The 17,323-nt window shown below is 63.5% G+C and carries 13 protein-coding genes; 5 read left to right on the top strand and 8 right to left on the bottom strand.

The genetic code is table 11. The features are described 5' to 3' along the window. Nucleotides 1-339 (bottom strand): DUF1294 domain-containing protein, encoded by a 339-nt coding sequence (locus AC56LG_RS02155; RefSeq protein ID WP_497164484.1) that lies wholly within the window; start codon nt 337-339, stop codon nt 1-3. A gap of 144 nt (nt 340-483) precedes the next feature. Here AC56LG_RS02155 and AC56LG_RS02160 point away from each other — a divergent pair, with 144 nt between their 5' ends. Together AC56LG_RS02160 and AC56LG_RS02165 are read left to right on the top strand one after the other, a co-directional pair. Continuing rightward, the gene (locus AC56LG_RS02160; RefSeq protein WP_497164485.1) at nt 484-1,014 is read left to right on the top strand and encodes a hypothetical protein; all 531 of its coding nucleotides are present in this window, start codon (nt 484-486) and stop codon (nt 1,012-1,014) included. Nucleotides 1,015-1,047: 33 nt separating this feature from the next. Further along, a complete protein-coding gene (locus AC56LG_RS02165) occupies nt 1,048-1,500 on the top strand; it encodes a DUF3597 domain-containing protein (RefSeq protein WP_497164486.1) in 453 nt (150 codons plus the stop codon). A 37-nt stretch (nt 1,501-1,537) separates the two neighbouring features. Here the strand turns inward: AC56LG_RS02165 and AC56LG_RS02170 are convergent, their stop codons facing one another. Together AC56LG_RS02170 and trpS are read right to left on the bottom strand one after the other, a co-directional pair. Further along, nucleotides 1,538-2,587 carry a serine endopeptidase gene (locus tag AC56LG_RS02170; RefSeq protein WP_497164487.1) on the bottom strand — a complete coding sequence of 350 codons (1,050 nt, stop codon included), beginning with the start codon at nt 2,585-2,587 and terminating at the stop codon, nt 1,538-1,540. 327 nt (nt 2,588-2,914) lie between these two features. Further along, a complete protein-coding gene (gene trpS, locus AC56LG_RS02175; protein WP_497164488.1) occupies nt 2,915-3,940 on the bottom strand; it encodes a tryptophan--tRNA ligase in 1,026 nt (341 codons plus the stop codon). 480 nt (nt 3,941-4,420) lie between these two features. On the opposite strand from trpS, the gene AC56LG_RS02180 reads away from it, so the two are divergent. The 3 genes from AC56LG_RS02180 (at nt 4,421) to AC56LG_RS02190 (ending at nt 10,021) form a co-directional block, all read left to right on the top strand. Beyond that, nucleotides 4,421-6,736 carry a family 1 glycosylhydrolase gene (locus AC56LG_RS02180; RefSeq protein ID WP_497164489.1) on the top strand — a complete coding sequence of 772 codons (2,316 nt, stop codon included), beginning with the start codon at nt 4,421-4,423 and terminating at the stop codon, nt 6,734-6,736. 206 nt (nt 6,737-6,942) lie between these two features. Beyond that, nucleotides 6,943-8,712, top strand: coding sequence for a cation:proton antiporter domain-containing protein (locus AC56LG_RS02185; protein WP_497164490.1), 1,770 nt, complete (start codon nt 6,943-6,945; stop codon nt 8,710-8,712). 58 nt (nt 8,713-8,770) lie between these two features. Next, the gene (locus AC56LG_RS02190) at nt 8,771-10,021 is read left to right on the top strand and encodes a CaiB/BaiF CoA transferase family protein (RefSeq protein ID WP_497164491.1); all 1,251 of its coding nucleotides are present in this window, start codon (nt 8,771-8,773) and stop codon (nt 10,019-10,021) included. A 121-nt stretch (nt 10,022-10,142) separates the two neighbouring features. On the opposite strand, the gene AC56LG_RS02195 is transcribed toward AC56LG_RS02190, so the two are convergent. From AC56LG_RS02195 to AC56LG_RS02215, 5 genes are all read right to left on the bottom strand, one after another. Further along, nucleotides 10,143-10,469 carry a hypothetical protein gene (locus AC56LG_RS02195; RefSeq protein ID WP_192054337.1) on the bottom strand — a complete coding sequence of 109 codons (327 nt, stop codon included), beginning with the start codon at nt 10,467-10,469 and terminating at the stop codon, nt 10,143-10,145. Nucleotides 10,470-10,577: 108 nt separating this feature from the next. Continuing rightward, entirely contained in the window at nt 10,578-11,534 is a 957-nt protein-coding gene (locus AC56LG_RS02200; RefSeq protein ID WP_497164492.1) for a hypothetical protein, read from the bottom strand. An 8-nt stretch (nt 11,535-11,542) separates the two neighbouring features. Beyond that, nucleotides 11,543-12,955, bottom strand: coding sequence for a hypothetical protein (locus tag AC56LG_RS02205; RefSeq protein ID WP_497164493.1), 1,413 nt, complete (start codon nt 12,953-12,955; stop codon nt 11,543-11,545). 25 nt (nt 12,956-12,980) lie between these two features. Next, the gene (locus tag AC56LG_RS02210) at nt 12,981-15,785 is read right to left on the bottom strand and encodes a type VI secretion system Vgr family protein (RefSeq protein WP_497164494.1); all 2,805 of its coding nucleotides are present in this window, start codon (nt 15,783-15,785) and stop codon (nt 12,981-12,983) included. A gap of 151 nt (nt 15,786-15,936) precedes the next feature. Continuing rightward, on the bottom strand, nt 15,937-17,154 hold the full coding sequence (locus tag AC56LG_RS02215) for an MFS transporter (RefSeq protein WP_497164495.1): 1,218 nt from the start codon (nt 17,152-17,154) through the stop codon (nt 15,937-15,939). Nucleotides 17,155-17,323 lie beyond the last annotated feature (169 nt).

A 17,323-nucleotide genomic window follows, 5' to 3' on the forward strand; every position in this document is an offset into this window, starting at 1 on the left:
TCAGTGCGCCAGCCGCGACGACAGCCAGACGAAGCCGGCGACGTTGGCCACCACGGTGCACCAGAACAGCTGCCGGAACGAGCGTTTCGCCGTTTTATGGCGCAGCCATTGCTGGGCCAGCACGGCGCCCGGCCAGCCGCCGACCAGTCCCAGCAGCAGCAAAGCCCGCTCGGGCGTACGCCAGGTGCCGTGGCGCGCGGCGGACTTGTCGAGCGCGTAGGCGACGAAGCAGGTGGCGCTGCTCATCAGGTAGGCGCCGCCGACCAGCCAGGGCAGATCCCAGGCGAACATGGCGCCCGCATAGATCGCGGCAAACAGGAGAATGGGCAGATACGGCATTCGGTCAGCTTAGCGCCGCATGCGTGAAATTGCTAGTCGGCACCGATGCGGCGGTTTTATATCAACAGCGTTCGATACCGTACCGAAGCCGCCGACCTCCTGCCCTACTCTCGATCCCTGTTGTCATTCATGCAGGAGAACGTCATGTCTTTTGATTTAGGAAACTTGTTGCAGCAATACCTGGGTAACGCCGCCGGTACGGCACCGACGCAAGCGCCGGACGATTTCGAACGCGCCGCGCAGAATGCCCCGCGCGAATCCGTGGCCCAGGGCGTGACCCAGGCCCTGCGCTCGGACCAGACGCCGCCCTTCCCGCAAATGCTGGCGCAGATGTTCGGCAACAGCAATCCCGACCAGCGTGCCGGCATGCTGAACCAGCTGATCGCCAGCGCCGGCCCGGCCGTGATCGGCGCCCTCCAAAGCGGCGCGCTCGGTGGCGTGCTGGGCAACCTGCTCGGTGGCGGCGCCAATGCGCGCGTCACGCCGGAACAGGCTTCGCAAGTCTCGCCCGAGCAGGTGAAGGAAATCGCCGAAAAAGCGGAACAACAGAATCCAAGCATTGTCGACCGTATGGGCGACTTTTATGCAGAGCACCCGACGGCGGTCAAGGCGCTTGGCGCCGCGGCGCTCGCCATCGCACTCGGCCACATGGCGCAGGGCATCCAGCGTCGCTGAACCACCTTCCCCCAACAACAAAAGGAGCACCACATGGGCATTCTGAGCAATATCTTCAATAAAATCTTCCCGAACTCGCCTTCGGCCAAGGAAGCGCAAGCCAAAGCGCAGGCGCAAAATGCACCAGCCGCACCGCGTCCAACGGCGCCAGCCGCCCCGACCGCTGCCGCACCTGCGCCAGCACCTGCCGCCGCACCTGCTGCAGCCCCCGCCCCGGTGGCGATGGACCAGGTCGACGTCGAAGCGATCCTCAACAGCAAGCTGCAGGCATCGGGCCAGCAACTGAACTGGCGCACCTCGATCGTCGATCTGCTGAAACTGCTCGACCTCGACAGCAGCCTGCAGTCGCGCAAGGAACTGGCTGCCGAACTGCACTACAGCGGCGACACCAGCGATTCGGCCAAGATGAACATCTGGCTGCACCGCCAGGTGATGAACAAGCTGGCCGCCAATGGCGGTAAAGTGCCGGCCGACTTGAAGGACTAAGTTCCGCTGTCGGGCCGGTCTGAAAAGCCGGCCCGTTCTAATCCGCCAGGCGCGTGTTCGCCGCGGTTCCGCACGCAAAGCAGAACCGCGCGAACGCGTTCTTGCGCGTCGCGCAGCCGCCGCAGCGGTTGAACAGGCCGATGCCGCAATGCGGGCAATAATCGGTCGCCCCATCCTTGAGGTCGACCTGGCGTTCGCAGCCCGGGCACACGCCCTTCCCCAGCCGTACCAGCACCGTGTCGTAACCGAGCGTCCGGCGCCGCTGCGCGTCCGGCAGCGCTTCGGCCTCTTTCTGGCGCGCGAGGTAGCGCTGCAGCGCAGCGATCGCATAGCGCCCCGCCACCACGGTCACGATGATCCCGACGATGTAGCGCACATAGCCGCCGTAGCTGGGCAGGTAAGGCACCAGCTCGAAGAAAAAGGCGAACAGCGCGAAAAAGATGAAACCCCAGGCGAACGGCCAGGACGGTCCCTTGCGCTTGTGCTTGAACAGCCAGCCGGCCGCGACCAGCAAGGGCAGCGTCAAGGCCAGGCGGTAGCCGAATACGCGCAGTTCCTGTGTGGCGATGGCCTGGTCGCGTTTCACTTGGGCTGGCAGTTCGAGATCGGCGCGGCGCCGGGCCGCGGCCTCGGCTTGCTGGGCGGCGTCGAGCAGCGCCTGGCGCTGTGTTTCGACGGCGGCCAGCGCGCGCCGCTCGTCCGCCTCGAGCGCATCGAGCGTCTTCGTGCGGGCGATGAGTTCCGGGTCCTGGTCGGGACGCGCGGTGACACTGCGCGTGGCCAGCCAGTTGTCGAAGGTGGAGCGCGCCGAGCGGGTGTTCGACCGGGCCACCTCGTGCTTCTCGGCCGCCTGCGCGTGCTGGGCGCGCGCGGCGCTCTGGCGCTTGTCCGCTCCCTCTTCCTCGGCGCGCACGGCCGCCAGCTGCGCCGGGTCGATGAACTGTTCCAGGGTCGGCGCTTCTTCGACGTCGGCAAGGTTTTCGACCAATTGCCCGCCCAGGCCGATCAAAAAACTGGCGAACGCGAACGCCACCAGCCACAGGGCGCGGTGCAGCCATTTCTCGGTCAGCCGTAAGCCTTTGCTCATGATTCGTTTCCTCCCGTAGAGATGAACGTGATGTCCAGCGGGAGGGAGCTTGTCATGGCTCATGGCGGGGAGCCAAGCGTGTGCTTTGGAGGGAGCGTGGGACGGTACCGGCCGTACCGCACGGTCGGCCTGGCCGGCGTGCAGCAGGACGTAAGGTGGGCGGCTTTACCCGAAAGCAGGCACTGATGCGGCTCTTGCGCCGCCCACGCGTTCAACCAGCCGACGCATAGCCGCACTGTGGTTTGCACGCGTGCGTTGAACGCGTGGGCGGGAAGACCCGCCCACCTTACGGGTCTGCGCAGCCCTATTGCGGCTGCGCGCTACCTGTCAGAAGTACGACAGCCCCAGCGCGCGGCGCACTTCATCGACCGTGCCGGCCGCCACTTCGCGCGCCTTCATCGTGCCTTCCTTGAGCATCTGCAGCACCTGTCCCTTGTCCTGCGCGAATTCTTCGCGGCGCGCGCGGATCGGGGCCAGCATGTCCTGCAGCACGCTGTCGAGGCGCTTCTTGACGATGCTGTCGCCCAGGCCGCCGCGCGTGTAGTGCGCCTTCATCTCTTCCAGCGCCGCCTTGTCGGTATCGAACGCGTCCAGGTAGAGGAAGGCGACGTTGCCCTCGACGTGGCCCGGGTCCGAGACCTTCAGGTGCAGCGGATCGGTGTAGACCTGCTTGACGGCGGCGCGGATCTGGTCGGGGCTGTCGCCCAGGTTGATGGTATTGCCGAGCGACTTGCTCATTTTGGCCTTGCCGTCGATGCCGGGCAGGCGGCCGATTTCCGGCACCAGGGCCTTGCACTCGACCAGGATGTCCTTGTTCACCAGGCGGTTGAAGCGGCGCACGATCTCGTTGCACTGCTCGATCATCGGGATCTGGTCTTCGCCCACCGGCACCAGGGTCGCCTTGAAAGCGCTGATGTCGGAAGCCTGGCTGACCGGGTAGGTCAGGAAGCCGGCCGGAATGTCGCGCTCGAAGTTGCGCAGCGCAATTTCCGTTTTGACAGTCGGGTTGCGTTCCAAACGGGCGACAGTGACGAGATTAAGATAATAGAATGTCAACTCGGCCAGTTCCGGGACCTGGGACTGGATGAAGATCGTCGAGCGCGTCGGATCGATCCCGACCGCGAGGTAATCGAGCGCCACTTCGACCACGTTCCGGTGTACCTTGCCGGTGTCATCCATGTTGTCGGTGAGCGCCTGGGCGTCGGCGAGCATGATGAACTGGCGGTATTCGTGTTGATAGGCAACGCGATTGCGCAGGCTGCCCACGAAGTGGCCGAGGTGCAAAGGGCCGGTTGGACGGTCGCCGGTCAGGATGACGGGGGCTGGGGCGTGATTCGTAATTGGAGAATTCATCGGTTTTCCTTGTTGATGCCCCGATGTCCGCCGCGCAAAAAAAACGCCGCCTGAATCGAGGCGGCGTTCATGTGAGTCACATCTTCTCGTCTGGGCCGCGCGTCGTCAGCGGCGCCACCAGGTGCAAAGCGAGAAGTGTGGATTGATAAATTTCATGGATGGCATGTTTGCAGGTTGACGGCGCGCTGTCAACCGGAAGTCGAGCCGGACGCGACAGGGGGAAGCGTTACGGCTAGCCATGCTGGTTCGCCAAAACGCTTGTCCTTGTTAGCGAGCGATGCAGATCCAGAACGGTCAATTATTCCGAACTTTACGTTTTCGGTGACCGTCTAAAAGTATTTTGTTGTAAAAATTCTAACAAGTGGTGAAATCATGAATAACACGAGCCTGAACAGCCAACCCCGCCCACTCGGAGAGCGTGGCAAAAAACTTTCAGGGCAAGGCGCATCGTCGAAGACAGTACAAGGGTACGGCGAGACGATGCAACGCAGCCATGAAGGAATTTTTGACACGCTCGAACTTTGGGGCGGCCTTGAATGCACTGTCAACCGTGTGCAAGACCAATATTTTAGCCAGTTAGACCGCAATGGGCATGCCCTGCGCAACTGCGATATCGAGCGCTTCGCCGCGACCGGCATCCGCGCCATCCGCTACCCCGTCCTGTGGGAACGCACCGCGCCCGACGGCCTCGACAAGGCCGACTGGTCCTGGCCCGACGAACGCCTCCCCGCCCTGCGCGATGCCGGCGTCACCCCGATCGCCGGCCTGATCCACCACGGCAGCGGCCCGCGCGACACCAGCCTGCTCGACCCCGCCTTCCCCGAACGCCTGGCCGAATATGCCGGCGCCGTCGCCGCCCGCTACCCATGGCTGGAGTACTACACCCCGGTCAACGAACCCTGCACCACCGCGCGCTTCGCCGGCCTGTACGGCGTCTGGTACCCGCATGCGCGCGACGATAAAAGTTTCATCCAGGCCCTGCTGATCCAGTGCAAGGCCGTGGTGCTGTGCATGCGCGAGATCCGCAAGGTCAACCCGAACGCCAAGCTGGTGCAGACCGACGACCTCGGCAAGACCTACAGCACGCCGGAACTGGCCAAAGTGGCCGAGTTCTACAACGAGCGCCGCTGGCTGGCCTGGGACCTGCTGTGCGGCACCGTCGGCCCGGAACACAAGCTGTGGAAATACCTCACCGGCACCGGTGTCGACCAGGCCGACCTGCTCTGGTTCCGCGACAACCCCTGCCCGCCGGACGTGATCGGCGTCAATTACTATGTCACGAGCGAGCGCTGGCTCGACCACCGTCCGGAGCGCTACCCGCAGCACCACCGCGGCGTCGCCGACGGCATCCCCTGCGCCGACATCGAAGCGTCGCGCGCACTTGCCACGCCAACGGCCGGCATCGGCCCCCTGCTCACCGAAACCTGGGACCGCTACCGCCTGCCGATCGCCATCACCGAAGCCCACATCGACGCCAACCGCGAAGACCAACTGCGCTGGCTGCTCGAGATCTGGCAGGCGGCGCAGACGGCGCGCACGAATGGCGTCGACCTGCGCGCGGTCACCGTCTGGTCGCTGCTCGGTTCCTTCGACTGGAACAGCCTGGTCACGCAAAACCGCGGCTACTACGAACCGGGCCCATTTGACGTGCGCTCGCCGATGCCGCGCCCGACCGCGCTGGCCGCGATGATGCGCGAACTGGCGAACGGCCAGCCGCTGTCGCACCCGGTGCTGCATGGCCCGGGCTGGTGGCGCCGTCCAGACCGCTACCTGTGCACGCCGGTCGCCACGCCGGCGGCGCTGACCTCGATCGCCGCCGACGGCCAGCGCCTGATCGGGCGCAACCCGGCGCCGATCCTGATCACCGGCGCCACCGGCACCCTGGGCCGCGCGTTCGCACGCATCTGCCAGAAGCGCCACCTCGCCTATAAACTGCTGTCGCGCCACGACATGGACATTGCCGACCCGGCCTCGGTCGAGCGGGCGCTGGCCCAGCACAAGCCCTGGGCCGTGATCAACACCAGCGGTTACGTGCGCGTGGACGATGCCGAAACCGACGTCGAGCGCTGCATGCGCGACAACGCCACCGGCGCCGCCATCCTGGCCGCGGCCTGCGTCCGCCATGGCGTGCACCTGACCACCTTCTCGAGCGACCTGGTCTTCGACGGCAGAAAGGAAGAACCGTACGTGGAAAGCGATCCGCTCACGCCGCTGAACGTGTATGGCCGCAGCAAGGCCGAGTCCGAGCAAGCCGTGCTCGCTGCCCATCCGGGCGCCCTGGTCGTGCGCACCAGCGCCTTCTTCGGCCCCTGGGACAAGCACAACTTCGTGACGCTGGCGCTGAACGCGCTCGAACGCGGCGAGCCCTTCGCCGCCGCCGACGACATGACCGTCTCGCCGACCTATGTGCCGGACCTGGTGCATGCCTGCCTCGACCTCGCCATCGACCGCGAAGCCGGCGTCTGGCACCTGAACAACGGTGGTTCCGTCACCTGGTTCGAACTGGCGCAACTGGCAGCAAGCAAGGCCGGCATCGACGCCTCTGCTTTGGTGGCGCAGTCGTCGAGCTCGCTCGGCATGGCCGCGGCGCGGCCCGCCTACAGCGTGCTGCACAGCGAACGCGGCGTCCTGCTGCCGAAGCTGGAGAACGCGCTGGAGCGCTACCTCGAACTGCGCAACGTCGCCGATCCCGAGTACGACGAACTGGTCAAGACCGCCGAAACGCGCGTGCCGGTGGCCAGCGGCCATCGCCAGCAGGAAGAAACGCCTGCCGAAGCGGTGCCGGGCGGGTTCTGAGCGTAAGCCACAAGGACGTCGCAGACTGACCTGCGACGTCCGCATTGGGCGGGTGCCGCTGTGCTCCACGCGGATGCCTGCGACGTGTCGACGCGTATTGCCCCGTCGAGGCATCGTTCCATATGGACACAAGCGCCCCCCGTCCAGCAACAACCGTCCCGTTATAAAATGCCAATGCAAGCCACCAACCGCAAAGGCGCCCCCTCGTGCAAGAGCAACACGCTTTCCCGTTCTTCCGGGAAATCATCCTTTTCCTGATCCTCGCCGGCATCCTCATTCCCACGCTGCAGCGCCTGCGCATCAACCAGGTGCTCGGCTTCCTCGCCGCCGGCGCCCTGGTCGGTCCCTTCGGCCTGGGGCTGCTAGCACCCCAGTTCCCGTGGCTGGCCTGGCTCACCTTCCCCAGCGGTCCCGGCATCGCGATGCTGGCCGAAATCGGCGTGCTGTTCCTGATGTTCATGATCGGACTCGAACTGTCGGCGGCGCGCCTGTGGGCGATGCGCGCCTGGGTGTTCGGCGCCGGCACGCTGCAGGTGCTGGCCAGCGCGCTGCTGATCGGCGGCACCGTCATGCTGCTGGGGCAACCCTTCGCCACCGCCGCCATCCTCGGCCTGGTGTTGTCGCTGTCTTCGACCGCGGTCGTGATGCAGTTGATGAGCGAGCAAAACAGCACCGGCAGCCGCCTCGGCCAGGCCGCCTTTGCCGTCCTGATGCTGCAGGACCTGGCTGTGGTGCCGATCCTGGTCATCCTCGGCGTGCTGGCGCGTGGCGGCGGCGACGGCGCCGCCACGCTGGCGCTGCTCACGCTGGCCAAGGCGGGCGGCGCCATCGCACTCATCTACCTGGCCGGGCGGCGCGTGATCCACCCGCTGTTCAAGGCCTTCGCGCGCCACCGCCAGCCGGACGTGTTCATGGCGCTGATCCTGCTCAGTACCTTCGGCATCGCCGGCCTGTCCGCGGCGGCCGGCCTGTCGATGGCGCTGGGCGCGCTGGTGGCCGGCCTGCTGCTGGCCGAGACCGAGTTCCGCCACGAGGTCGAGCTGATGGTCGAACCGTTCAAGGGCCTGCTCATGGGCCTGTTCTTCATGACGGTCGGGATGAGCATGGACACGCGCCAGATCGCGGAAGCCCCGCTCTGGCTGGCGGCGGTCGTCTGCGGCCTGGTGCTGACCAAGGCGCTGGTGGTGACGCTGCTGTTTCGCGCCGGGCGCCTGCCCTGGGGCCGCGCCGCCGAGGGCGGGCTGCTGCTGGCCCAGGGCGGCGAATTCGCCTTTATCGTGCTCGGCTACGCGGTGAGTGCGAAGCTGCTCGAGCCTGGCCTGGGCGCGCGCGTGATGCTGGCGGTCGGCCTGTCGATGTTCATCACGCCGCTGCTGGCGCGCCTGGGGCGCATGATCGGCGACGGCGACGAACGCGCACTCATTGAGCGCAAGGCGGAGCACGACGCGGGTGCGCTGGCGGGTGCGCGCGGCCAGATCATCATCGCCGGCTTCGGGCGCGTCGGCCAGCAGCTGGCCAAGCTCCTCTCGGCCCAGAACATCCCGTTCATCGCGTTCGAGAACAATGCGACCTTGGTCTCGAAACTGCACGCGCAAGGCATCCCGGTCTACTTCGGCAATGCGGCGCGCCCGGAACTGCTGCGTCTCGTGAATGCGCAAGAAGCGCCGGCGATCGTGCTGACGATGGACAATCCGGCCGCATCGCTGCAGGCCGTGCGCGGCATTCGCCGCGACTTCGCCGAGGTGCCGCTGTTCGTGCGCTCGCGCGACGAACGCCACGCGCGTTCGCTCAAGCGCGCCGGCGCGACGGTGGTAGTGCCGGAGACGCTGGAAGCGAGCCTGCAGCTGTCAGCCTTCGTGCTCGAATCGATGGGACTTGACGAGCGCACCGTGGACAGCATCGTCGACCGCGAGCGCGACCTGTTTGCCGAACAGTTGAACGATGCCGGCTTGCGCGAGCCGGGGTCGCGCAGCTAGCAGGGCACCGAACATGGCCAGCTATAATCGTCCCCTCGTCAACCTTGCCAGGAACACCATGACCGAATCCGCCAACGTCAACGTCGCGCCCAAGGCGCTGGGCCATATCCGCGTGCTCGACCTGTCGCGCGTGCTGGCCGGCCCCTGGTGCGCGCAAAACCTGGCCGACCTCGGCGCCGACGTGATCAAGATCGAGCGTCCGGGCTGTGGCGACGACACCCGCGCCTGGGGCCCGCCGTATGCGAAGGACGCCGAGGGCCGCGACACCGGCGAAGCGGCCTATTACTTGTCGGCCAACCGCGGCAAGCGCTCGGTGACGGTCGATATCGCCAGCCCCGAAGGCCAGGCGCTGATCCGCGACCTCGCGCGCCACGCCGACGTGGTACTCGAAAACTACAAGGTCGGGCAGCTCAAGCGCTATGGGCTGGACTATGCGTCGCTCAAGGCGATCAAGCCGGACCTGGTCTACTGCTCGATCACCGGCTTCGGCCAGGATGGTCCGTATGCGCACCGCGCCGGCTACGACTTCCTGATCCAGGGCATGGGCGGCCTGATGTCGGTCACCGGTGAGCGCGATGAACTGCCCGGCGGCGGCCCGCAAAAAGCCGGCGTGGCCCTGACCGACCTGATGACCGGCATGTACGCGACGATTGCCGTGCTGGCGGCGCTCACCCACCGCGACCGCAGCGGCGAAGGCCAGTACATCGACATGGCACTGCTCGATACGCAGGTGGCGATGCTGGCCAACGTCGGCAGCAATTACCTCAACAGCGGCAAGGCGCCGAAACGCTGGGGCAACGCGCACGCCAACATCGTCCCCTACCAGACCTTTGCCTGCGCCGATGGCCACATCATCGTCGCCGCCGGCAACGACGGCCAGTACCAGAAGTTCGTCGAAGCCGGCGGCCGCCCGGAACTGGCAAGCGACCCGCGCTTCGCCACCAACCCCCAGCGCGTGGCCAACCGCGACGTGCTGGTGCCGCTGCTGGCCGAGATGGTCGCCGCGCGCAAGCGCGACGCATGGATCGCCGCGCTGGAAGCGGTCGGCGTGCCCTGCGGGCCGATCAACGACGTCGGCGAAGTCTTCGCCAACGAACAGGTGCAGGCGCGCGCCATGGCGATCGACCTGCCGCACCCGTCGGCCGGCAAGGTCACGCTGGTGCGCAGCCCGATGAAGATGTCGGCCACGCCGGCGACCAGCGACAAGGCGCCGCCGCTGCTGGGCCAGCACACCGACGAAGTGCTGCGAGATGTGCTGGGCAGGAGCGGCGACGAGATTGCGGCGCTCAGGGCGCGCGGGGTGGTGTAAGCGTCTAGGCCGCTCGCGTGGTTGGTACGCCGGCATGCGTACATGCCGGCGCGTCGTGCTCCGTGTCCGCCGGCCCGGCGCGTCCTGCATCAAGGCCGGCATGACGGATGGAATGAACCGCTTAGTGCAGCTTGTGCTTGAAGTCGGACAGCTCGGCGTGCACGCGGGTGACGACCGCTTCCAGGTGCGCCGGCATCTGCGGCGATGAGCGGCTGATGCGCTTGGCCTCGTCGCCCATGTCCTCCAGGCTGTCCACGCACTGCACGATCCGCGCCTCATCGTTCGACTGCATCACAGCGCTGGCCTGCTTCAATTCCCGCGAAATGCGCTCGATGCAATCGCGCATTTCCGGCGGCGTATCCTGCGACGCCCTGCACGCCTGCTCGGCTTCGCCGATGGTCTGTTGCAGGTGGCTGTAGCGTTGCTGGATTTCATTGGCTTGCAGCATGATGACCTCCTCAACATGAAGTGAGTGGGTTAGTTTAGCGCTGGATCAAAAAGGGGTGCGCCATGCAGATCGCTTGGCGCGGAACTACGTCGTGCACTGATGCGTATTCTAAGATGATTGATTTATGTCCCATTGCCAAATGGTGCGCCCATAAGCTGATTCAACATTGGGCATTAGCTCGCCTTTCTGAAACAAGTGTCGAGATCCAATCTCAGCAGGTGTGAAGTAAAACCCGGTTTCAGGACAGTGTGTCCCGGCGGCAACACGGATGTATTGCAGCTGAGATGCAGAATCGTTCTGAACGTCGTCCTGTTGACCTAAAACACGTTCAACCAGATACCAAATACAGTCTTGATCCTCCAATATTGGTTCCTCGGCATACTTCTCACCGGTCGTTGGATGCAAGATTGGTCGCAGGCCAACATGAACCTTTGCAGCCGGTGCGGTGCTGTACCTAAGGGACAAAAATTCCGCGCAGCTACTGTCCACGTCAGGCATATAAATGCCATTTTTTTCAAGTTTCTGTCCAGTCGCAACCGATACATCTTTTTGGATTCTGTACCTAGGCCATTGCGTTGGCGGATTTAAAGGCCCTAAGTAGTCACCATATTCGACCAAGTCGAAGGGCCCCCATCCGGCCCTTTCGGTCCGCGAAATATTGCCCGCCAACGTAACCGCCTTGTTCAAAAGTTCTCCATAAATATTTTCGTCTGACTCTACCATCCATCCAGACCAATAATCCATTTGTCCCTTGAAGTCGCCTTGAGGCCCTCTCGCATGTGTGAGTCCTTCGAAGTCTCCATGGGTTAGCAAAATGAATCCTGCATTTAAATCTTGCAATGTATTCCTGAAATTTGGCATAACTCGATTTCCCCAGACAACATCTGGCTGCTCCGGCAACGGTCGTGCCCGATAGTTCTTTGGTAGATTTTGCATAAAACTGCTTAGACAATTTTCCAAATGCGTGACCATGCCAGCCCAAGTATCGCGTAGCTCACCAAAATATTGGACGGAGATGTATCTTTCGAGAAGAAAAATTTCTTGAGCATTAATGTTTTTTTTCATTTTCTCGCCTAACGGACGTTATTACGTTGCACAGGCACACCAACCATATTATTACTTGTTCCTAACTCATCATATCCCCACCCGGTCTTCTTTCGCGGACTAAGATGCGACATATTGATATGTGACGGGTCGACGACTATTTGACGTGCACCTCCCTCAAGCACAAAATCTGTTTTCCCTAGCTGTTGAGATGCTGTAATACCTTCCCACACGTTCAAGCCTAAGCCCGGCGGAACGGTATAAACAATAAATTCACCGTTACTATTCCAGTTCGCCCAAACAGCAAAACGCCGCCTCCAATCGTCTTTCGACTTTAATTTTTTAAATTCGGCCTCACTCATCCAGCAAATGCTGTTATCGAAAGATGTCGGATCGACAATACGGTAGAGCTTTGTCCCCGGTGGGATTGTCAATGCCTGAATAGTATTGAAAGTTTTATGCGCATCGTTGAGCGGGTGTCGCCCGCGTTTCGGATCAGCAACCGTACTTGTCCAACCTGGAGGGACTACGGGAGGGTGAGTGACCTCAGGATAAGACATTCTTGCTGCCTTATCGACCCACGCTGGTTTGACTTTGTTTAACGCGGTTACTTCCTCAGCTTCCGACACTTTCGCAAAAGCATGTGGATTCACTGCATTCAAGTAGGCGCGATGTGCCATATCTGCTTGAATTTCCAGACGCCTTGCCAAAGTTGCTAAGGCATTTCGGAGCGGATCGACAACCTCCGCCAAGTGGCGATTTGCGCCGCTTCGTACCTGATCGATCTTCCGAATCAGGTCAACCGCGCGTGAAGCGAGATTGTCGCCGCCCCATTTCGCCACCAATCCAAGCATCTGTTTTCCTGCTCCCGCTACATGGTCAAATGCACTCATCAAAGCACTTGCATTAACCTTGGCGACTACTTTCTTGATTTCCGCTGCGAGTATCCGATGAGGGTTATCCCACTTCACCGCCTTGAGTGCGGCAACGACTTCTGGACGAGCAAAGAACCTGTTTAACTGGACAATCGCTTCGTCAAAATGCAAGGATAGTCGTGGTGTCAGACCGCTGGCTGCGCCGGCTTTCCGAATTCCTGCAAACAACACCTTTAAACAACCTTTCAATAGAGAGCCAAGCCCAGGAATCAGTCCTATCAACGTCAGAGCAAGCGAAAACCAGCGCCATGATTGATCCGGTTCCTCATCAAGTTTTTGGCAGTTCGCAACCAGATCCCGCACGTCGCACAATTGATCTACGAAAGGAATCATTGAAATAACCGTCCCGGTAACAACCTGCCCAGTGCTGGCGTTATCGTTAAAATCTCCCTGAAGAACCTCCCAAATCCATTCTGCACCCGCGGCCAGGTTACCTCTACCGTTCTTGACCCATTCTGCCGGAGCAGATCGGAACCATGCTAATGCGTTCTCGAACTCGTCGTTCATTTATGTCACCTTAAAGAGAGTTCTCTCAGCCAGCAAACATTTTTTCCGCTTTGGATAGCATTGCTTTCAACGGATCCCAAGGCTGATCAGGCAGCGGCGTGCGATCTTCATACTCTGCACAGATTGGTTTTTCAGGCACATTAGCGTGGTGAGCATTTCCGTTCTGATCGAGCTTTCCATTGATAACAACGCCATCTTCAAACTTGATCTTGTAACCCACACCGGCCATCGCTTCCCCGCTCGTGTCGCGGTAATTAAGCGCGATAAAGTTACTCACCTTGTTTTTTTCATTTGGTAGATGCGGAAACTCAGCCGCCTGTTTCGATCCTTTGTCGAACAAATGCTTGCCTCCCTTCACCGAAAACTTCCCCGGACAAGCAAACGTAATATTTCCGCCTTCCAGCGTCACCGCCGACTGCCCCGCCTGTAGCACGATTTTTTCCTTCGCCTTGATCTCGATGCAGTCATTCACCGAGATCACCGTGATCTCCTTGTCCGCCACAATTTCGACTTGATCCGTATGCGCCTGCAGCGACACCGGCCCATTCGCGGCAATCGCCTGGATGCCGCCGCCGTGCGTGAACAGGCTGGCCGCGTTGGCCGCAACCGACGACACCGTGTGCGCCGCCGTCAGGTGCAGGTCCGACTGTGTGGTCCAACTCAACTGCTGCCCGGCATAGATGACGGTGGAGGCCGGCGTTGCCCAGTTAATGCTGGCCGCCGAATCCATCAGCACGATGGCGGCACCGAACTTTTCGACCGGCTGTTCGGCGTCCAGCTCGCGCGATGCGCTTTTGGCCTTGAGCGCGGTCTGGCCGTTGACCGCGCCGGCATGCTTGCCCTTTTCCTTCGGGTCAAGTTGCGCGATGAAGTCGGCCTGCGCCTTGGCTGCATCCTTGCTGAACAGCGCCTGCTGCTGCGCTGCGGCGTCGCCCAGCGTGTTGCCGAGCGACTCGGCGCCCTTCAGCAACGACAGCGCCTCATGCGCATCCATCTGCGTGGAGGTCACGCCGCAGCCCTGCTGGGGACGCGCGCTGGTCGACAGTAGTACGCCTTCCGCGCCGCGCACGACGGCCCAGGCATCGGTGCGCAGTTCGAAGCCGCTGCCGCGATAGGCACCACGTTGGGCGGAGCCGGGCGATTGTTGGATCAGGTAGCCGAGGTTGAGTTGGGTGCTGGCGGTGCTGGTGGCGAGCCGGGTGCGCACCTGTCCCTGTGTATCGTCGAGCTGCCACTGGTTGTAGCCACTGCCGTCGAAGTTGTGGCTGTGGATGCCGGACAGGGTGCCTGCGTGATTCGCGCTCCCGTCGACGCCGGCGGAAAACGGCGGGTCCGCTCCGGTGAACAGTTGGGCCACGATGACCGGGCGGTCAATGTCGCCTTCGATGAAATCGACCAGCACTTCTGTGCCGACGCGCGGCGTGAACAGCGTGCCCCAGTTGGGACCGGCCACGGCTTCGGCCACGCGCACCCAGGTGCCGGAACGTTCGTCGCCGGGCGCACAGCCCTTGTCGTCGGTGTCGTGTGCGAGGCCGCCGGCGTTCGGCCGGCTGCCGCGCTGCCAGGCGAACTGGATGCGTACCTGATGGTCGCGCGTGGTGGTGGCGACTGAGTCGGCGAGGCCGACGACCAGTGCGCATTGCACGCCGGGTGCCGTGATCTTATGCGGTGCCGCTGTCAGCGCGGGAACGATGGCGACCGTGTCGCGCACACAGCCGAAGCTGTTGCGGTAGGTGCCGCGCTCGATGCTGCCATGCGCGGCTTGGGCGATGCCGGTATCGAAGTTGTTGCGTGCTTCGTGCTGCACCCACAGCACCGTAAAGGCGTTTTCGCCCCTGGGATAGCGGTCGTGCTGGGTCAGCTGGAAGCTGTGTCCGGCAACGAGCCTGCGCGCGGCGCCGCTGCCTTCGAACGCTTTATTGTCCAACTCCAGCGCCTGCAGCATCAGTTCGCTGTGCGCGTCGGCGGCGGCGCGCGAACTGGCGATGCGTTCACCGCTGCCGTCGAACAGCCACAGGGTCGGCACGTCGCCCGCATCCAGGTTCGAGCGCTGTTCGCACCCCGGCGCGACCAGTTGCGCCGGGTCCCAGCTGCTGATGGCGACCGCATTCGCGGCGAGCTGGCGCCGGGCGCTGAAGCCGTCGATGGCGTCGTCATGCTCAGTGGCGCGCACGCCGTGGAAGCGGATGATGTCGCCGCCCGGCGTGGCAGGCGCGATGGCGCGGCTGTCGAAGATGACGAGGCGGTGGCGGCCTTGGGGCTCGTGCTCGAAGCGCCAGCTGAGGCCTTCGGAAGCGAGCAGGCGGATGAAGAAATCGAGGTCGCTTTCGCGGTACTGGGTGCAGATCGCGCGTGGCGGCAGGTCCTGGGCGATGTCGAAGTCGAAGGCGACTTGCGGATAATCGGCCAGCAGTTCGGTGACGATGTCGCGCGCGTTCTTGTCCTGGAAGATGTAGCAGTCGCGGCGCAATGCCAGCAGCGTTAGCGCCGGTTCCAGGCGCAGGCGGTAACGGGCCACGCCGCCGTCGGCGCCGAGCCAGGCGGCTTCGGTACACAGGCCGTGCCAGGTGCGGCGGCTGCCGTCGGGCTGGAGCAAACCCAGGGTCAACGCTTCGCCGATGCAGGCGTCGATGTCGAGATCGGCCGAGGTGCTCAGGGCATCGACGTCGAAGCGGAACAGTTCGTTGACGGCCTCGCGGCCGGTAAACGCTTCGGCAGCCAGCGCTTCGGGCAGGTCGCTGTCCTGGCTGCTGCCGATGGTAATCAGCCGGGCGTGCTGGGAAAGGCCTGTGCCGAACAGGCCGCGGGAAGAAAAGCCGGGCGCGTTCATGCTGTCGCCGCCCTGAGTAGCAATGCCATCCGCATGACTCCTCCATGTGACGAATCAACGGCAAGCTGGATGCTTACCAATCGTCAATGCTACCGGAGGGAAAGATGGCGATGCTGCCTGCAGGCATGACCTGCATCAAACTCAGGCGAGCTCAGCCCGGCGGCGCAGGCGTGACCGGTTCGAGCGGCGCCAGGCCGCGCAGGCGCAAGGCGATCAGCATGGCGCCGGCCAGCACCAGGCCCAGCAGGCCGACCACGCCGGGCCAGCCGCCGTGCTCCCACATGTAGCCGCCGAACCAGCCGACCACGCTCGAGCCGAGGTAGTAGAAGAACAGGTACAGCGCCGAAGCCAGCGCCTGCGGCGCCCGCGCGCGGCGGCCGACCCAGCTGCTGGCGACCGAGTGGGTGGCGAAGAAGCCGAAGGTGTACAGGCCGACGCCAGCGACGACCGCCACCAGGTTGCCGAACAGCGTCAGCAACAGCCCGGCGAACATCACCGACATCACCAGCCACAGCACGTTGCGCCGGCCCAGGCGGTCGGCCAGGCGGCCGGCCCAGACCGAACTGAAGATGCCGAGCAGATACAGCACCGACAAGGCGCCGACCGCGCTCGGGCGCAGGCCGAATTCAGGGCCGAGCAGGCGGTAGCCGATGTAGTTATACAGGCTCACGAATGAACCCATCAGCAGGAAGGACAAGGCGAACAGCCAGGGCAAACCCGCGTCGCGCGCGTGGCGGCGCAAGCCCTCGACCAGGCCGGTAAAACCGCCCTGCCCCGGCCGGAAGCGTTTCGAGGCCGGCAGGCTGCGCCAGAATTCCCAGGCCGCGTACAGCCCGGCCGCGCCGAGCACGCCGAGCGCCGCGCGCCACGACCAGAAGTCGCTGATCACCGAAGCGAGCACGCGCCCGAACATGCCCCCAAAAGCGCTGCCGCTGATGTACATGCCCATCGCCAGGCCAAGCGAGCTGCCCTCGATTTCTTCGCTCAGGTAGGCCATCGCCACGGCCGGCATCCCGCCCAGCATGAAGCCGAGCAGCGCGCGCAGCAGCAGGAGCTGGGTGTAGTCGCTGGTAAAGGCGGCGAGCAGCGTGAGCAGGCCGCCGCTGAACATCGAGGCGGCCATCAGCGGCTTGCGGCCGAAGCGTTCGGACAGCACGCTCGAGACCAGCAGCGAGATCGCCAGCGCGGCGGTGGAGATCGACAGGGCCAGGCTGCTTTGCGCGGGCGTCAAGGCGAAATCGCGCGCCAGCAGCGGCATCAGGGGCTGCACGCTGTAGAGCAGCGCGAAGGTGGAAAAGCCACCGAAGGCCATGGCGCGGTTGATGCGTTTGAAGTCGGCGCTGCCGGCGGCAATGGCGGGAGAAGACATGGGGGTGGTGTGGAACTCGACTGCCAATGATAGCGAAAAACGGCAGGGGGCGTTGGCGGGCCTTGATTTGCCAGACGCCGCAACGATATGCAGGCGCGTGTTGAACGCGTGGGCGGGGGACCCGCCCACCTTACGTCCTGCTAAGCCAGTTACGTGTACGCATCAGCAC

The sequence above is a fragment of the Telluria sp. ZB2R32 genome, from assembly GCF_059685715.1.

Coding starts and splice junctions, on each gene's coding strand:
- AC56LG_RS02165 (WP_497164486.1), top strand. CDS start 1,048: ATGGGCATTCTGAGCAATATCTTCAATAAAATCTTCCCGAACTCGCCT.
- AC56LG_RS02170 (WP_497164487.1), bottom strand. CDS start 2,587: ATGAGCAAAGGCTTACGGCTGACCGAGAAATGGCTGCACCGCGCCCTG.
- AC56LG_RS02200 (WP_497164492.1), bottom strand. CDS start 11,534: ATGAAAAAAAACATTAATGCTCAAGAAATTTTTCTTCTCGAAAGATAC.
- AC56LG_RS02215 (WP_497164495.1), bottom strand. CDS start 17,154: ATGTCTTCTCCCGCCATTGCCGCCGGCAGCGCCGACTTCAAACGCATC.
- trpS (WP_497164488.1), bottom strand. CDS start 3,940: ATGAATTCTCCAATTACGAATCACGCCCCAGCCCCCGTCATCCTGACC.
- AC56LG_RS02155 (WP_497164484.1), bottom strand. CDS start 339: ATGCCGTATCTGCCCATTCTCCTGTTTGCCGCGATCTATGCGGGCGCC.
- AC56LG_RS02180 (WP_497164489.1), top strand. CDS start 4,421: ATGCAACGCAGCCATGAAGGAATTTTTGACACGCTCGAACTTTGGGGC.
- AC56LG_RS02210 (WP_497164494.1), bottom strand. CDS start 15,785: ATGAACGCGCCCGGCTTTTCTTCCCGCGGCCTGTTCGGCACAGGCCTT.
- AC56LG_RS02160 (WP_497164485.1), top strand. CDS start 484: ATGTCTTTTGATTTAGGAAACTTGTTGCAGCAATACCTGGGTAACGCC.
- AC56LG_RS02195 (WP_192054337.1), bottom strand. CDS start 10,469: ATGCTGCAAGCCAATGAAATCCAGCAACGCTACAGCCACCTGCAACAG.
- AC56LG_RS02205 (WP_497164493.1), bottom strand. CDS start 12,955: ATGAACGACGAGTTCGAGAACGCATTAGCATGGTTCCGATCTGCTCCG.
- AC56LG_RS02190 (WP_497164491.1), top strand. CDS start 8,771: ATGACCGAATCCGCCAACGTCAACGTCGCGCCCAAGGCGCTGGGCCAT.